The sequence below is a fragment of the Vibrio hyugaensis genome (genome assembly GCF_002906655.1).
GTDB classification, from domain to species: Bacteria; Pseudomonadota; Gammaproteobacteria; order Enterobacterales; family Vibrionaceae; genus Vibrio; species Vibrio hyugaensis.
Genome location: NZ_CP025794.1, coordinates 3,498,074 through 3,514,931, shown reverse-complemented (window position 1 = coordinate 3,514,931; position 16,858 = coordinate 3,498,074). Strand labels below are relative to the sequence as shown.

At 45.4% G+C, this 16,858-nt stretch carries 13 protein-coding genes; 7 read left to right on the top strand and 6 right to left on the bottom strand.

Annotated elements, in window-relative coordinates; translation table 11 throughout:
* Positions 1-74 precede the first annotated feature (74 nt).
* Positions 75-1,502, top strand: coding sequence for an ammonia-forming nitrite reductase cytochrome c552 subunit (nrfA, locus tag C1S74_RS17120; protein WP_038871812.1), 1,428 nt, complete (start codon positions 75-77; stop codon positions 1,500-1,502).
* A 105-nt stretch (positions 1,503-1,607) separates the two neighbouring features.
* Here the strand turns inward: nrfA and C1S74_RS17115 are convergent, their stop codons facing one another.
* The 3 genes from C1S74_RS17115 to gyrA form a co-directional block, all read right to left on the bottom strand.
* Positions 1,608-2,162 carry a hypothetical protein gene (locus tag C1S74_RS17115; RefSeq protein ID WP_045398199.1) on the bottom strand — a complete coding sequence of 185 codons (555 nt, stop codon included), beginning with the start codon at positions 2,160-2,162 and terminating at the stop codon, positions 1,608-1,610.
* A gap of 42 nt (positions 2,163-2,204) precedes the next feature.
* Positions 2,205-2,828 (bottom strand): TPR domain-containing protein, encoded by a 624-nt coding sequence (locus C1S74_RS17110; protein ID WP_045398201.1) that lies wholly within the window; start codon positions 2,826-2,828, stop codon positions 2,205-2,207.
* Positions 2,829-2,949: 121 nt separating this feature from the next.
* Positions 2,950-5,592: a DNA gyrase subunit A gene (gene gyrA, locus C1S74_RS17105; protein ID WP_045398204.1), complete on the bottom strand. Its 2,643-nt coding sequence runs from the start codon at positions 5,590-5,592 to the stop codon at positions 2,950-2,952.
* A 309-nt stretch (positions 5,593-5,901) separates the two neighbouring features.
* Between gyrA and ubiG the strand changes: the two genes are divergently transcribed.
* From ubiG to yfaE, 4 genes are all read left to right on the top strand, one after another.
* Entirely contained in the window at positions 5,902-6,609 is a 708-nt protein-coding gene (gene ubiG / locus C1S74_RS17100) for a bifunctional 2-polyprenyl-6-hydroxyphenol methylase/3-demethylubiquinol 3-O-methyltransferase UbiG (RefSeq protein ID WP_038871823.1), read from the top strand.
* 499 nt (positions 6,610-7,108) lie between these two features.
* A complete protein-coding gene (nrdA, locus tag C1S74_RS17095; RefSeq protein WP_038871826.1) occupies positions 7,109-9,391 on the top strand; it encodes a class 1a ribonucleoside-diphosphate reductase subunit alpha in 2,283 nt (760 codons plus the stop codon).
* Positions 9,392-9,471: 80 nt separating this feature from the next.
* On the top strand, positions 9,472-10,605 hold the full coding sequence (nrdB, locus tag C1S74_RS17090; RefSeq protein ID WP_038871828.1) for a class Ia ribonucleoside-diphosphate reductase subunit beta: 1,134 nt from the start codon (positions 9,472-9,474) through the stop codon (positions 10,603-10,605).
* Positions 10,605-10,883, top strand: a complete 279-nt coding sequence (yfaE, locus tag C1S74_RS17085; protein WP_005443370.1) for a class I ribonucleotide reductase maintenance protein YfaE — start codon at positions 10,605-10,607, stop codon at positions 10,881-10,883. Before nrdB ends, yfaE begins: the two co-directional genes overlap by 1 nt.
* A gap of 80 nt (positions 10,884-10,963) precedes the next feature.
* On the opposite strand, the gene C1S74_RS17080 is transcribed toward yfaE, so the two are convergent.
* On the bottom strand, positions 10,964-12,196 hold the full coding sequence (locus tag C1S74_RS17080) for a CinA family nicotinamide mononucleotide deamidase-related protein (RefSeq protein WP_045398206.1): 1,233 nt from the start codon (positions 12,194-12,196) through the stop codon (positions 10,964-10,966).
* Between the two features lie 199 nt (positions 12,197-12,395).
* Here C1S74_RS17080 and C1S74_RS17075 point away from each other — a divergent pair, with 199 nt between their 5' ends.
* Both C1S74_RS17075 and C1S74_RS17070 read left to right on the top strand, forming a co-directional pair.
* Positions 12,396-13,298, top strand: coding sequence for a DUF3943 domain-containing protein (locus C1S74_RS17075; RefSeq protein ID WP_045398209.1), 903 nt, complete (start codon positions 12,396-12,398; stop codon positions 13,296-13,298).
* A 240-nt stretch (positions 13,299-13,538) separates the two neighbouring features.
* Positions 13,539-14,051 carry a glycine cleavage system transcriptional repressor gene (locus tag C1S74_RS17070; protein ID WP_045398211.1) on the top strand — a complete coding sequence of 171 codons (513 nt, stop codon included), beginning with the start codon at positions 13,539-13,541 and terminating at the stop codon, positions 14,049-14,051.
* 81 nt (positions 14,052-14,132) lie between these two features.
* On the opposite strand, the gene nspC is transcribed toward C1S74_RS17070, so the two are convergent.
* Together nspC and C1S74_RS17060 are read right to left on the bottom strand one after the other, a co-directional pair.
* On the bottom strand, positions 14,133-15,266 hold the full coding sequence (gene nspC / locus C1S74_RS17065) for a carboxynorspermidine decarboxylase (RefSeq protein WP_045398212.1): 1,134 nt from the start codon (positions 15,264-15,266) through the stop codon (positions 14,133-14,135).
* A gap of 337 nt (positions 15,267-15,603) precedes the next feature.
* Positions 15,604-16,857 (bottom strand): carboxynorspermidine synthase, encoded by a 1,254-nt coding sequence (locus C1S74_RS17060; RefSeq protein WP_045398214.1) that lies wholly within the window; start codon positions 16,855-16,857, stop codon positions 15,604-15,606.
* Position 16,858: the final 1 nt, after the last annotated feature.

Sequence of the window (16,858 nt, the reverse complement as noted above, 5' to 3'; positions counted from 1 at the left end):
CAGTAGATCTCCGATTCTTATTTGGAATAGCTTCTCACAACGCTGCTAATAAAAATGAATATGGAGATAACACCGTGAGCATAAAACACTGGATGAGCACACCTATCGCGGTTGCGACCTTATTCGCCAGCCAATTATTTTTGGTCGGCGCTCCGTTGGCGGCGGAAGATAAAGGTCTCATCGATCCACGCAATGACGCCTTCGAACAAAACCACCCTGACCAATACCATTCTTGGAAAGCGACATCTGAAAGCGAACATATTGAAGATGCACTTGGAGAAGACCCTAATATGGTCATTCTTTGGGCTGGCTATGGCTTCGCTAAAGACTACAACAAGGCTCGCGGGCACTTTTACGCTCTCGATGATGTTCGTCAAACACTTCGCACTGGCGCTCCCACCGATGAAAAATCAGGTCCCATGCCAATGGCGTGTTGGAGCTGTAAGAGCCCAGATGTCGCACGTGTGATTGATGAACGAGGTGAAGATGGGTATTTCGAGGGAAAATGGGCACGCTTGGGCTCAGAAATCGTAAATCCTATTGGCTGCTCTGACTGTCACGATACTCGCTCTGAGGAGTTCAAAAATGGCGAGCCAGCACTTGCGGTCACTCGCCCGTATGTTGAGCGAGCTTTTGATACGATTGGCAAAAAATTTGATGAACAATCCCGCCTCGATCAACAAGCCTCTGTTTGTGCACAATGCCACGTTGAATACTACTTCACAGGCCCAACGAAAGCGGTGAAATTCCCTTGGGATATGGGTACTTCAGTAAACGACATGGAGAAATATTACGACGCACTAAACTTCAAAGATTGGACGCATGCCGTTTCTAAAGCACCCATGTTAAAAGCACAACACCCTGGTTACGAAACTTGGCGAGAAGGCATCCACGGTAAGAACAAAGTAGTTTGTGTAGACTGCCACATGCCGAAAGTAACCAAAGAAGATGGCACTGTGTATACCGATCATAAAGTCGGAAACCCATTTGATCGCTTTGATGATACGTGCGCGCAATGCCACACTCAAACAAAAGAGCAACTACAGGGCATCGTTTCAACACGTAAGGCGCAAGTACTGAACATGAAGCTAACCGCCGAGAAACAAATCGTTGCTGCACACTTTGAAGCAGGAGCGGCTTGGGATGCCGGTGCAACAGAAGAAGAAATGCAACCAATCTTACAAGACATCCGTCACGCACAATGGCGTTGGGACTATGCAATAGCGTCTCACGGTGTCCACATGCATGCACCTGAAGTTGCGCTCGAAGTGCTCGGTACCGCCGTTGACCGCGCTGCGGATGCGCGTACTAAACTTGTTCGTCTACTTGCGAAGAAAGGCATTACCGAACCAGTACAGATCCCGGACATCTCCACTAAAGCGAAAGCGCAACAAGCACTCGGTATGGACATGGAGAAAATGAACGCCGATAAGAAAGACTTCTTGGAAACCATTGCTCCAGATTGGGATAAGGCTGCAGCCGAACGCGAAGCCACGTACTAATTAAACTAACAGATATGGTTAAATAGATACGACAAGGGGCGCACAGTACGCCCCTTTCTTTATTTCTTCATCCTCAATCTTATCGAGAGATAAAAATTAGATTCACTAGCGACGAGGAAGCCTCGGCCTAGCTTGGATATTTGGACGTGCTTTAGGCATCTGCACATTTGGGCGAGCAACTGGTCGCTGGATTTTCGTTTCCGGTAATGCTTTTCTTTGTTGAACCTTTTCTTTCACGGCTTTGTCTTGTAAAGCTGCAGGCTCAATACGCTCCGGACGGTTTTCCCACTTGGTTTGAATCTCCTGCTTTTTTTCTTCAGGAAGCGATTGCCAATGGTCGTCTAACTGACTCTTCATATTGTCAATATTGGCGGACATATCATCGTCCTTCCAATCTTCTACCTTGTCTTTAATCGATTGCTGTTGGTCTTCATCTAAGCCATTCCACCATTCTTCGAGCTTCTCTTTATATTCATCGTCGTTGTCGCAACAACCCGGGTAGTAATAAATCCAGTAGTCGTCATGATCGTACCACCAAGGATCATAGTAACCTGAAGAATAATAAACCGAAGAGGAAGAGCCAGAATGATCGGAAGAGCTACAACCCGCCAATATAGAGCCGCACAGCAAAACCAATATGCTCAGTGCTTTATTTTTCATTCGTTGCCCACCTTTCCCTCTACAGCTTATTAAATTGTACGCCTACAACAGCTCTTTTGCTTTGTTGATAGAGCGAATGATTTGCACTCTATCTAAGTTTGGATCATTAGAATCTAATAATAGTACCCAAGTATCAATGGCTTCCTGAAAGCGGAATGACAAAAAATGGTCATTTGCGATCAAAGACAAAGCCGCTTCATTGTGAGGTTCAAGTTGTAGCGCTTGTTCAAGCAACAAACCCACTTCATCCGTCATTGCTTGCTTATGAATGTAATACAAGGTCGTCGCTTTGGCGGCAAGCTGAGTAGCACTGACTGGGTCAGTCAATTGGATCGCGTAGTCGAAACAAATAAGTGCACCATCAAACTCTCCTTCGAGCAAATAACCCTGCCCTAGCTGGAACCAAAGCTCGGCATTATTAGGCTCCTCCCGAAGTTGGGTTTGAATCTCTTCCATGATGTCGCGAGTGGTCATCATGCGTGACATTTCGGCTTGAATCGGCGGTGGTGGCGGTTGTCGAAATAGCAAAAAGCCGGCGGTCGTCAGAACGAAAACTAATACGCAAAAACCAAACCATTTTGCCGGTTTTATTCGAGACGCGCTCAAGGACAACAAGACGATGAACAAACCCATCAACGTAATGGCAACAAAAAACCAAACAGACATAACACGACCTATCGGAGAATATACGCACAGTTTACTGGTTTATGATTTGAATTGCGGTGATACAAATACAAAAAAGCCGAGCATTTCGCTCGGCTTTCACATTTAGCGATGAAGGTGAAAATTATTCTTCTTCAGAGCCTTCTTCTGCGTCGTCTGCTTTTGGCGCTTCAGGTGCTTGTTGCTCTGCATTCGCTTCTGTCGTTTCCGCTGCTTCTTCGCCTTCAGGCAATTCAACTTCTTCAACTTCATCGATACGCTGTAGACCAACCACTGATTCGTCTTCTGCTGTACGGATCAGAGTCACACCTTGAGTGTTACGACCAACTTGGCTAACTTCTGCAACACGTGTACGAACTAGAGTACCAGCGTCGGTGATCATCATCATCTCGTCGCCTTCTTCTACTTGTACCGCACCAACTACTGGACCGTTACGTTCAGAAACCTTGATAGACACAACGCCCTGAGTTGCACGACCTTTCGTTGGGTATTCTGCTAGTTCAGTACGTTTACCATAACCGTTTTGAGTAACGGTTAGGATGTCGCCTTCGTTCGATGGAACGATCAGAGAAACCACTTGGTCATCGTCTGCTAACTTCATACCGCGAACACCCGCCGCTGTACGACCCATTGCACGTACTTTGTCTTCGCTAAAGCGAACCACTTTACCTGCTTTAGAGAACAGCATGATGTCGCTATCGCCGTTGGTGATATCAACACCAATTAGCGAGTCATCATCACGTAAGTTAACAGCGATTAGACCGTTTGAACGTACGTTTGCAAACTGGTTCAGAGGTGTCTTCTTAACCGTACCGTCACCCGTTGCCATGAAGATAAATTTCTCTGGAGAGAACTCATCAACAGGAAGGATTGCAGTAATACGCTCGCCTTCCTCTAGCGGAAGGATGTTTACGATTGGCTTACCACGAGCAGTGCGAGTTGCATGCGGCAATTGGTAAACTTTCAGACGGTAAGTCTTACCACGAGTAGAGAAACATAGGATGTTATCGTGAGTATTTGCAACAAGTAGACGCTCGATGAAGTCTTCATCTTTCATCTTCGTTGCACTCTTACCTTTACCACCACGACGCTGAGCTTCGTAGTCGCTTAGAATTTGGTACTTAACGTAACCTTCGTGAGACAGAGTCACAACGACGTCTTCACGAGCAATCAGCTCTTCCATGTCAATGTCATGGGTTGCTGCTGTGATTTCTGTACGACGAACATCACCGTAACTATCACGAACTGCTTCTAATTCTTCGCGGATCACTTCCATTAGACGCTCAGTGCTTGCAAGGATATGCATTAGCTCTGCAATTTCTTCTAGAAGTGCTTTATATTCATCAAGAATCTTCTCGTGCTCTAGACCGGTTAGGCGGTGTAGACGAAGTTCTAGGATTGCTTGCGCTTGAGTCTCAGTTAGGTAGTACAGACCATCACGGATACCGTATTGATCTTCTAGCCATTCTGGACGAGCTGCATCAGTACCAGCACGCTCAAGCATTGATGCTACGTTACCAAGATCCCAACCACGCGATACCAAGCCAACTTTTGCTTCTGCTGGTGTTGGTGCGTTTTTGATCAACTCAATAACTTCATCGATGTTTGCAAGAGCAAGAGACAATGCTTCAAGGATATGAGCACGCTCGCGCGCTTTGCGTAGTTCGAAGATAGTACGACGAGTTACAACTTCACGACGGTGGTCAACGAAGCACTTCAACATATCTTTTAGGTTAAATAGCTGTGGCTGGCCGTTGTTTAACGCAACCATGTTGATACCGAAAGTCGTTTGAAGCTGAGTTTGTGCGTAAAGGTTGTTTAGAACCACTTCACCCACTGCATCGCGCTTACATTCAATAACAATACGCATACCGTCTTTATCCGACTCGTCGCGTAGTGCACTGATGCCTTCTACTTTCTTATCTTTCACTAGCTCAGCGATCTTTTCGATCAAGCGAGCTTTGTTTACCTGGTAAGGGATTTCAGTGACGATGATGGTTTCTTTACCATTCTTCTCCACTTCGATGTCCGCTTTTGAACGCATGTAGATTTTGCCGCGACCAGTTTTGTACGCGTCTACGATGCCTTTACGACCGCTGATAAGCGCTGCCGTTGGGAAATCAGGACCAGGAATGTAATCCATCAGTTCATCAATGGTGATTTCTTCATTATTGATGAACGCAAGACAGCCATCGATCACTTCGCCAAGGTTGTGTGGCGGGATGTTGGTTGCCATACCTACCGCGATACCAGAAGCACCGTTTACCAATAGGTTAGGAATTTTCGTTGGAAGAACCGCTGGGATTTGCTCCGTACCATCGTAGTTAGGTACGTAGTCCACGGTTTCTTTATCTAGGTCAGCCAGAAGCTCGTGGGCAATTTTCGCCATACGTACTTCGGTATAACGCATTGCCGCAGCAGAGTCGCCATCGATCGAGCCAAAGTTACCTTGACCATCGACCAGCATGTAACGAAGTGAGAACGGCTGAGCCATACGTACGATTGTGTCGTACACAGCACTATCACCGTGTGGGTGATATTTACCGATTACGTCGCCGACAACACGGGCTGATTTTTTATATGGTTTGTTCCAATCGTTGCCTAGTACGTTCATCGCGAATAAAACGCGGCGGTGTACTGGTTTTAGGCCATCACGCACATCTGGAAGAGCACGACCCACGATTACTGACATCGCGTAGTCTAGGTATGAACCTCTAAGCTCATCTTCAATGTTTACGGGCGTGATCTCTTTAGCTAAATCGCTCATAGAGCCATTATCCCTCTATTATCTGATCGTAATTACGATACGTGTAAGGTGCAAAAATATAACACACAATTCATCAACGGGGCATCACTTTCCCGCTCCTTTTATCAGGTTGTGAGCTTCGTTATGAGTTAAATGAAGAGAATTTGCACATTCATCCCATATCTTTCTGAAAACTGACTATATTTCCACCAACGTCGTTCAAAAATCTCCCCTGTAGCGATTGTGAGAAAAGAAGCAGTTTTAACGTATCGTACCATTGGAGTATAATCTCGCCTTCCAAAGGACTATTAGCGAAGCGATATAACTATCATGACTAAAGCACAAAACGTCGACCCTAGTGAAATTAAGAAATTCGAAGAGATGGCTTCTCGTTGGTGGGATTTAGAGGGCGAATTCAAACCTCTTCACCAAATTAACCCGCTTCGCTTGAACTATGTCCTAGACAAAGCCGATGGCCTGTTTGGGAAGAAAGTGCTCGATGTTGGCTGCGGTGGTGGCATTCTTGCCGAGAGTATGGCAAAAGAAGGCGCAGTCGTTACCGGGCTAGATATGGGTAAAGAGCCTCTCGAAGTTGCTCGTCTTCATGCGCTTGAAACAGGCACCAAGTTGACTTACATCCAAAGCACGATCGAAGACCATGCAGAAGAAAATGCAGGGTCTTACGATGTCGTCACTTGCATGGAAATGCTGGAGCACGTGCCAGACCCGCTTTCGGTTATCCGTTCATGCGCGGCACTCGTAAAGCCTGGCGGCCATGTGTTCTTCTCTACTCTAAACCGCAACATCAAATCTTACCTATTTGCGATCGTGGGCGCAGAAAAGCTGTTGAAGATTGTTCCTGAAGGCACGCACGACCATGAAAAGTTCATCAAGCCAGCAGAAATGATGAAGATGATAGACCAAACTGACCTAACAGAAATGGGCATCACCGGCTTACATTACAACCCGCTAAACGACAGTTACAAACTAGGCCGTAATGTGGATGTAAACTACATCGTGCACACTCAGAAGTATTGATAATGTCACCATCTCGCCAAGAGATATCCTTTCATTAAAATATGAAATTAAGTGAAAAGCGGTAGCATAAATGCACCGCTTTTTTTGTCATATTCTGTATAAAAATAGTGCTCTAGATTCCATTTTGACCAATCTATTTTTAACAGACAAAAACTATCAAAGATCAAGGAAAATATTTTTACATGCGGTTATTTATGAACCGATCTGAAAAACGTAATTTTCCCCATTCAAGTCCGCCCTTTTCTCATCGGTTAGTGTTCACTTACTGATTTTTTTTTATTTTGTTAGTTATCCACAAGTCATCCCAAACCTGTGCCTTGAAAAATTGGGGTAACAGCACTATCTTGTAACTCGAAAACAAATTAACCCCTATATGTTGTGTTTAAGCTACAATATATAGATAGACTTTGATCACAAAGCCGCCGCAACTTTTACAAGTTTTGCACATAAACAAACAAAAACACGGCTTTTATCAGTTTTCTTAGGGAAATAAAGCAGAATGAACCAACAACTTACCGTCACCAAGCGTGATGGCCGTAAAGAAACTATCGATCTGGAAAAAATCCATCGCGTTATCACTTGGGCTGCCGAAGGTCTTAACAACGTTTCAGTATCTCAAGTAGAACTGCGTGCTCACATCCAGTTTTACGACGGCATCACCACGTCAGATATCCATGAGACGATGATCAAGTCTGCCGCAGACCTGATTTCAGAAGAAACACCGGACTACCAATACCTAGCTGCTCGCCTAGCGGTATTCCACCTACGTAAAAAAGCATACGGCCAATACGAGCCGCCAACGCTATACAATCACGTAGCTCGTCTTATTGATATGGGTAAGTACGATCAGCACATTCTGGAAGACTACACAAAAGAAGAACTAGACGAACTTGATGCGTACCTAGACCACAAACGCGATCTAGACTTCTCTTACGCTGCTGTAAAACAGCTAGAAGGTAAGTACTTCGTACAGAACCGTGTATCTGGCGAGATCTACGAAAGTGCTCAGTTCCTATACATCCTAGTTTCAGCTTGTCTGTTCGCAAATTACCCGAAAGAAACACGCCTTGATTACATCAAGCGTTTCTACGATGCGACATCGACATTTAAGATTTCTCTACCTACACCGATCATGTCTGGTGTACGTACTCCTACTCGTCAGTTCAGCTCATGCGTGCTGATCGAGTGTGGTGATAGCCTTGATTCTATCAACGCAACCGCAAGCTCAATCGTACGTTATGTATCTCAACGTGCTGGTATCGGTATCAACGCAGGTCGTATCCGTGCGCTAGGTTCTGAAATCCGTGGTGGTGAAGCATTCCACACTGGTTGTATCCCATTCTACAAATACTTCCAAACTGCAGTGAAATGTTGTTCTCAAGGTGGTGTTCGTGGTGGTGCTGCGACGGTGTTCTACCCACTATGGCACGGTGAAGCTCGTTCACTGATGGTTCTTAAGAACAACCGTGGTGTTGAAGAGAACCGTGTTCGTCACATGGATTACGGTGTTCAGTTAAACAAACTGATGTACCAACGCTTGGTAGAGGGTGGCAACATCACGCTGTTCTCACCATCTGACGTACCAGGCCTATATGACGCATTCTTCGAAAACCAAGAAGAATTTGAACGTCTATACGTGAAATACGAGAACGATCCTTCAATCAAGAAAGAGACCGTTAAAGCGATTGAAATGTTCACTCTGCTAATGCAAGAGCGTGCATCAACGGGTCGTATCTACATTCAGAACGTAGACCACTGTAACACTCACAGCCCGTTCGACTCAGAAGTCGCGCCAGTTCGTCAATCAAACCTATGTTTAGAGATCGCACTGCCAACTAAGCCTCTGAAGAACGTTGAAGATGACTCAGGCGAGATCGCACTATGTACGCTTTCTGCGTTCAACCTTGGTGCAATCAAATCTCTTGATGATTTCGAAGAGCTATCTGAACTTGTAGTCCGTGCACTAGATGCACTACTTGATTACCAAGATTACCCACTACCAGCAGCATACAAGTCGACAATGAACCGTCGTACGCTGGGCGTTGGTGTTATCAACTACGCATACTACCTAGCGAAGAACGGTGTTAAATACTCTGACGGTAGCGCAAACGGTCTAACGCACCGTACATTCGAAGCGATTCAATACTACCTATTGAAAGCATCGGTAGCACTTGCGAAAGAACAAGGTAAGTGTCCTTCGTTCCACGAAACGAACTACGCGAAAGGCTTATTGCCAATCGACACTTACAAGAAAGACATCGATCTTATCTGTGAAGAAGAACTCCATTACGACTGGGATAGTCTACGCAAAGAAATCGTTGAACACGGTCTACGTAACTCAACACTGACTGCGCTGATGCCATCAGAGACTTCTTCTCAAATTTCAAACGCAACAAATGGTATTGAGCCACCACGTGGTTATGTATCAGTAAAAGCATCGAAAGACGGTATCCTGAAGCAAGTTGTGCCTGATTTCACTGAGCTGAAAGACAACTATGAGCTGCTTTGGAACATCGGTTCTAACGACGGTTACTTGCATCTTGTGGGTATCATGCAGAAATTCGTTGACCAAGCGATCTCAGCTAACACAAACTACGACCCATCAGGTTACGAAACTGGCAAGGTTCCAATGAAGAAGCTTCTTCAAGACCTGCTAACTGCGTACAAGTTTGGTGTGAAGACACTTTACTACCATAACACTCGTGATGGCGCGAAAGACGACCAGAAAGACGCAGTTCAACCACAAGATGACGATTGTGCAGGCGGCGGTTGTAAGATTTAATCTTCCCCACTGAACAATCCGTAAAAACAGACTATCGAACGCCTCCCCTCTTGGGGAGGTCTAAAAGGAATTGAGGCATTATGGCTTACAGTACTTTTAACCAGAACAAAAATGACCAGCTAAAGGAACCAATGTTCCTTGGTCAATCCGTGAACGTTGCTCGTTATGACCAACAAAAATTCGAAATTTTCGAAAAGCTAATCGAAAAACAATTGTCTTTCTTCTGGCGTCCAGAAGAAGTTGACGTGTCAAGCGACCGCATCGATTACAACAAGCTACCAGATCATGAGAAGCACATCTTTATCTCAAACTTGAAGTACCAAACGCTTCTAGATTCAATCCAAGGTCGTAGCCCGAACGTAGCACTACTTCCGCTTGTTTCTTTGCCAGAGCTAGAAACTTGGATCGAGACTTGGTCTTTCTCTGAAACGATCCACTCTCGTTCATACACACACATCATCCGTAACATCGTGAATGATCCAAGTGTGGTATTCGATGATATCGTTGAAAACGAGCACATCCTTAAGCGTGCAAAAGACATCGCACACTACTACGATGACCTAATCCAAGCGACAAATGACTACCACCGCTACGGTGAAGGCGAGCACGTTCTGAATGGCGAAACGGTTAAAGTTAGCCTGTACGACTTGAAGAAGAAATTGTACGTGTGCTTGATGTCAGTAAACGCACTAGAAGCCATCCGCTTCTACGTAAGTTTTGCTTGTTCATTCGCTTTCGCAGAGCGCGAGTTGATGGAAGGTAACGCGAAAATCATCAAGCTGATCGCACGTGATGAAGCCCTTCACCTGAACGGCACGCAACACATGATCAACTTGCTACGCAACGGCCAAGATGACTTCACATTCATGCAAATCGCTGAAGAAGCAAAACAAGACTGTTTTGATCTTTTCAAAGAAGCGGCTGAGCAAGAAAAAGAATGGGCAGAGTACCTATTTAAAGACGGTTCAATGATCGGTCTGAACAAAGATATCCTGAGCCAATACGTTGAGTACATCACCAACATCCGTATGCAAGCGGTAGGTCTACCAATGGCATACCCAGAAGCAACAACGAACCCTATCCCATGGATCAACGCTTGGTTGTCATCGGATAACGTTCAAGTAGCGCCACAAGAAGCAGAGATTTCTTCTTACCTTGTTGGTCAAATTGACAACGAAGTAAGCGCAGACGACTTCGAAGGATTTGAGCTGTAATGCCAAGCATCAAAATCAACAAACTCGTCAGCATTGAGTCTAACCCATCCAATACTATTTTGGAGACGATGGAGCAAGCTGGACTGTTACCAGAATATAACTGCCGAGACGGCCACTGTGGTGCTTGTCGCTGCAAGTTAGAATCTGGTGAAGTAGAGTATGTAGGTTTTGCAATGGCTTACACTCAGCCAGATGAGATTCTGCCTTGTATTTGCAAAGCGAAATCCAGTGTTTCGCTTAGTGGCGTAAACTATGCGATGAAAGAAAAACGCGCATAAGCTTAGCTCTAACAAATACAAAAAAGCCAAGACAATCGTCTTGGCTTTTTGCTATGTAAATTGGGCAGTCTGCCATTAGCCTAAAGCGCACTACTTGGAATGTGCATTTCTTTGACTTTCTCTAAGAAAGCGTATTGTGCAGACATTGGCTTGCGTTCCAAATAACGACGTAGCATATCTAGTGCCGCCGCGCTGATGACTTTCACTTGGTCGTCACGTTGGTATTTTCTCGATAACTTATACAACGCGCCCCACTCTCCCGTTGAAGTGGAAAGTGCGACAGAGAAAACGCCCTCATCAAGCTTACCTGTGACTAACGCTAAATCAGTACCACACTTCTCACGCGTCGCCCCCGCCAGCGCAAACGTCGCCGCTAACGGATCACCTTCATCAGTAATGGTTTGGCTCTGCGCTGAGAGCACCCATCCATGTCCAAATTGTTTTTCGACGTTCTCATCGCCATTGAGCCAATAAGTTAAATGCCCTGCACTGCTCTTCTCAGAAACCGATAAGGTTAACCCTTTCTCCACCAGCAAGTGGCCGACGTGCTCAACCATTGGTGTGTCAACGCTCACCGTGTTGCTCTCAAGGTGCTTGTGAATGAGCTGCATGAGCTTCATACGCTGCTCTAGTTGATTAGATGGCCCAAACAGCTTCACTTCGATAAAAGGCAAATAAGAGCGGTAGCCAAGCTCATAACCTTGCGGCAATTTCATTTGATCGAGCTTGTCAGAAATACCAGATTCAGAGAGACCAAAGGTATAAATTCGACTGCATGACGAGCTTTCGATTTCAGGAAACTGTTTTTTTAAATCAGGCAGAATCTGCGCCTCTGCCATCAACTTAAATTCACTTGGCACACCAGGAGTAAAATAGAAAACCGCATCATTGACCAGCATCTTAAAACCACAAGCGGTACCGATTGGGTTATCTACGATTTCTGCCGTCTCTGGCAACATCGCTTGCTTGAGGTTGCTGTCTGGCATTGGGATACCACGACGAGCGTACATCGACTCCAGATTCTCTAACCAATCTTTGAACAGTACTAACTTACATTCGGCGGCTTTTGCCGCTGCCGCGGCGCTCATGTCATCTGTAGTTGGGCCCAAACCTCCATTAACAATAACAACATCGTTGTTAAAGCTAAGCATGAGAAATTCTTCAATAAGGCTCGACTGTTTATCTCCGACCGTCGAGCGCTTGGTTAAGCCAAATCCATGTTGATAAAACAAGCTCGACAACCAAGCTGCATTCGTATCAACAATATCACCGTGAAGCACTTCTTCTCCGGTACTAAGCATCGCAATTTTCACAACTGACTCCTGGAAATAGGCAAAATTCACTTTTTTTCGACATTGTGCCTATATCGTTTTCTTTTTATTAGACTAATCTCTTAGTCAAATTGTTGAGATTAAATGTAGGTCAAGTATTTAAATGGCTGTTCTTTTAAGGGATAATTGTGAGCCCGATCATCAAACAAACAACTCGGAGACCTCTGTGTCAAAATCATCCATGTTCAAGAAAACGCTAAGTGGTCTTGTTCTGACAGCATCTGCTTCAGCAAATGCTAGCCAGTACGATATGAGTAACCATATTGAGTTTTCTTACACGCCTGATTGCTTGTCAGGTTACTGCGAAACAACCACTCTGTATAGCTTCGAGCCACAAAATCGTAGTTTCGCTATGGGTCTGGATAATGATGACTCTTTAAACCTCGACGCAGGTCTTCAACCAAAACACCTTATCGTCCCTAAAGACAAAGATTGGGATTACTTAATGGGGCAAACTTACACCATTCTTGGTTTGAGTATCGCCACCGTAGGTTTGATGACTCTACTACCTGAAAGCATTACGAAATGGGACGACGAAGATCGTGACATGAGTAAGCTTGGTAGCAAATGGAAAGACAACGTTTCAAGCGGTCCAGTTTGGGATCGTGATGAACACTTTCTAAACTATGTCATGCACCCTTATTTTGGTGGTGTTTACTATACGGCTGCACGTCATGCTGGCTATAACGAGTTCGAATCCTTCTTGTATTCTGCGACCATGTCGACGTTCTTTTGGGAATACGGGGTAGAAGCATTTGCAGAAATTCCATCATGGCAAGACTTGTTTATTACCCCATTCTTTGGTGCCGTGGTTGGTGAGATGATGCTAACAGCTGAACAAGATATTATTGCAGGTGGTGGCGAAGTGATGGGGTCAGAGACAATGGGCGATGTTTCCCTGTTTTTCCTAAACCCTGTTGGCCATATCCACTACTGGGTATCGGATGCTTGGGGAGGCAGTGCAGAATTCCAATTCAGCTCATCACCATGGTTCGGTAACCAAGACGCCGCAAAGTTCGCGATGGATGCTGGCGCAAGCTACGACAACGTCTTCTACGGTTTTGAAATGAAGGTAACCTTCTAAAGCCAAGCATTTAAAGAGCAGTCTACGGGCTGCTTTTTTGTGTCCTCAGCATAGTTTTCATTATTTGCATCACGAATTAGTGTGAAAAATTGACCTCTGTCAAACCTAACCCTCCTCCTGCACCTACACTGAAATTACGAGAAAAATACCAATACTTAAGTTCTTGAACCTTAAGCTCAAATAACTATAGCGATACGTCTAACCGTGCCGCACCCAAACCTTATTCCGGGAGGGGACATTATGAACACAGTGTTTATCGTTAATTTTGTTGGTCAAGCATCACCCGCAACCATTAAACAGTTAGCAGCGGTTACACATGAAAACGACGGCAAATGGTTAATCAGTAAAGTGAACTTTATTGAGGACCAGGTCGCTGGTGTTATCAAGGTTGAACTTCCTGAAAAGAACGTAGATATCGTTAAAGAGGCGTTCTCAGCTTGCCAAACATTGGTGGTGAGATTTGTTGATTCAGAACCGCATGCTCACTCAGAGGAGACGGTTTTTCAATTGCGTCTGGATGCAAACGACCGAGCTGGTATCGTCAATGAAATCACTCATGTCCTAGACGGACAAGGCATCTCTATTCTCGATATGGACTGCCAACGTGTGTTTATTGCTGGCGGCGGCGGTGTTAGCTCAAGTCTGTTCAGTGCAAAAATGGCGATTAAGTTACCAAGTGAGTTGGGCATTGATGACGTAGCGAATGAGCTAGAAGCACTAAGCGAAGATACGCGTGTTATTGTGGAAGGTTAACGCGCTGTTCCTATTCTTTCATCCAATAAAAAGAGCAGCGTTATGCTGCTCTTTTTCGTTTTGTCTTGGACAATTTGGTGGTTACTTCACTGTCCATTGAGACAACGAACGTTTGAAATCTGAGTAATCAAACTCGTTCAGTTTTTGAATCTCGCCGTTTGAACGTTCACAGTATACCGAAGGCATACGCAGACCGTTAAACCAGTTCAGCTTAACCATGGTGTAGCCCGCGCTATCTAGAATATGTAGACGTTGGCCGATCTCAAGCGGTTGGTCGAAGTTCGCCACGCAGAACTGGTCACCCGCTAGGCAAGAGCAAGAACCAATCACGTACTCGTGCTCGCCGTTTTCAGAGGCTTCCAGAATTGACGCGGGCTCATTGTAAATAAGCGTGTCTAAGCGGTGCGCTTCCGTTGCAGAATCCACAATCGCCGTCTTCTTCACGTTTTCTACGACGTCCACTACGGTAACCACAAGGTCCGTGGTCTTGGTAATGATGGCTTCGCCTGGCTCTAAATACATTTGTACACCGTGCTTCTCGGAGAAAGCTTTTAGTGCTAAGCCTAGCTTCTCAATGTCATAGCCCGGCCATGTGAAGAACACGCCGCCGCCCATACTTACCCAATCAAGCTTATCTAAATGATCACCAAACTGTTCAGAGATGGCATCCAACAAGCCAATAAACGCATCGACGTCTTTGTTTTCACAGTTCATGTGGAACATCACGCCATCAATGCCATCGAAGATTTCCGGCTTGATGTGGTCTGCTTGTACGCCAAGACGAGAGAACTGACGAGCAGGGTTCGCTAAGTCTTGACCTGCGCAGCTCACACCTGGGTTTAAGCGCAAGCCAATCGACGCTTTGCCTTCAACAATATGACGGTATGCCGCCAACTGTGACTGAGAGTTGAAGATCATCTTGTCACAGATATCGGCAACTTCACGGACATCATCTTCGCTGTAACCCACGCTGTATGCGTGAGTCTCACCGCCGAAAGTTTCATAGCCAAGTTTCACTTCAAACGGACCAGAACTGGTTGTGCCGTCTAAGTAAGGCTTAATGATGTCGAATACGCCCCATGTTGAGAAGCATTTCAGCGCCAATACTAGCTTCACACCAGAGATGTCTTTTAACTGCTTTGCCTTCTCTAGATTCTCAACCAACTTGTCTTCATTGATCATGAAGTACGGGGTTTTCAGTTGCTTTTTACTCATAACTAACCATTTATCAACGATTAACCCCCTCTAACTCCCTCTTAGAAAGGGGGAGGATTAAACCAAGCCACCTCTACTCTTGCCAAAAAAGTGGAAAGATTGAAGCTACACCCAGTAAGTCTCTGTTCTTCTCCTTACAAAGGAAAGTGGAAACTGTACTCGGTTTGCCTCAGCTTCCCCCCTTTTAAAGGTGGAAGATTTGAAACTAAGCTCGGCCTGTCTTTGCTCCTCCCCTTTTTAAGGGGAGGCTGGGAGGGGTTAACCTCAAATACGACAAAAGCAGCCACGGCTTTTCACCATGACTGCTCGAGTTATCTAAATAAGTTTGACGTTAAACTTATTTGTTCAGTTCGTGAATCAGCGGCAAACCTTGACCTGCTTCTAATTCCTGAACATGCCAATCAAGGCCGATAGTTGGCATCGTTTCTAGGAACGGGTCTGGATTTAGCTGTTCCATATTGAACACACCTTTGTCTGCCCATTCGCCACGGAAGAATTGCAGCGCGGCTGTAATTGCTGGCACACCTGTAGTGTAAGAGATCGCTTGGTGTTCTACATCTTCGTAAGCCACTTCGTGGTCTGCGTTGTTGTAGATAAACACGCTACGCTCTTTGCCGTCTTTCTTACCTTGAACCCAAGTACCGATACACGTTAGGCCAGTGTAGCCTGGAGCAAGAGACGTTGGGTCTGGCAGCATCGCTTTTAGTACGTGTAGAGGTTGAACGACTGTACCATCGTGTAGCGTTAGCGGATCTGGGCTCAATAGGCCGATATCACGCATTACATTGAAGTAGTTTAGGTAACGGTCACCGAAACCCATCCAAAATTCAATGCGTTTCGCAGGGATGAACTCTTTCATTGAGCGAACTTCATCGTGCGCCATTGAGTACACTTTGTGTGAACCACAGTTCGGGAAATCGAACTCTAGCATACGAGAGTGACAAGGTACTTGTTTCCACTCGCCGTTTTCCCAGTAGAATGAATCACCTTGAATCTCTAACATATTCGTTTCTGGGTCAAAGTTGGTCGCAAACTTCTTACCGTGGTCGCCCGCGTTCACGTCCATAACGTCAATCGTATCGATCTCATCAAACAGATGTTTCACTGCGTACGCTGCGAATACCGATACTACGCCTGGATCAAAGCCAGCGCCTAGGATACCTGTGATGCCCGCTTCTTCGAACTTCTCACGGTAGCCCCATTGCCAGTCGTAAGCTTCTGGTACTTGTTGGCCTTCAGAACATAGGTCAACCGCTACTGATGTATCTAAGTATGAAACTTTTGCTCGGTAACACGCTTCCATGATTGGCATGTTAACCCACGGAGGACCCGCGTTAATCACTAGATCCGGTTTTACTTCTTCAATAAGAGCAACCAGAGAATCTACGTCGTCAGCATTCACTGCACGCGCGTCTAGTTTATTAGCTGAATCTTTCAGGTTGTTTTTCTTCTGAATCGATTCGATGATCTTCTCACACTTACCAATAGTACGTGATGCGATTGTGATATCACCCAGAACGTCGTTGTTTTGTGCTGCTTTATGTGCAACAACCCAGCCAACGCCGCCTGCACCAATCTGTAGAACTGCCATA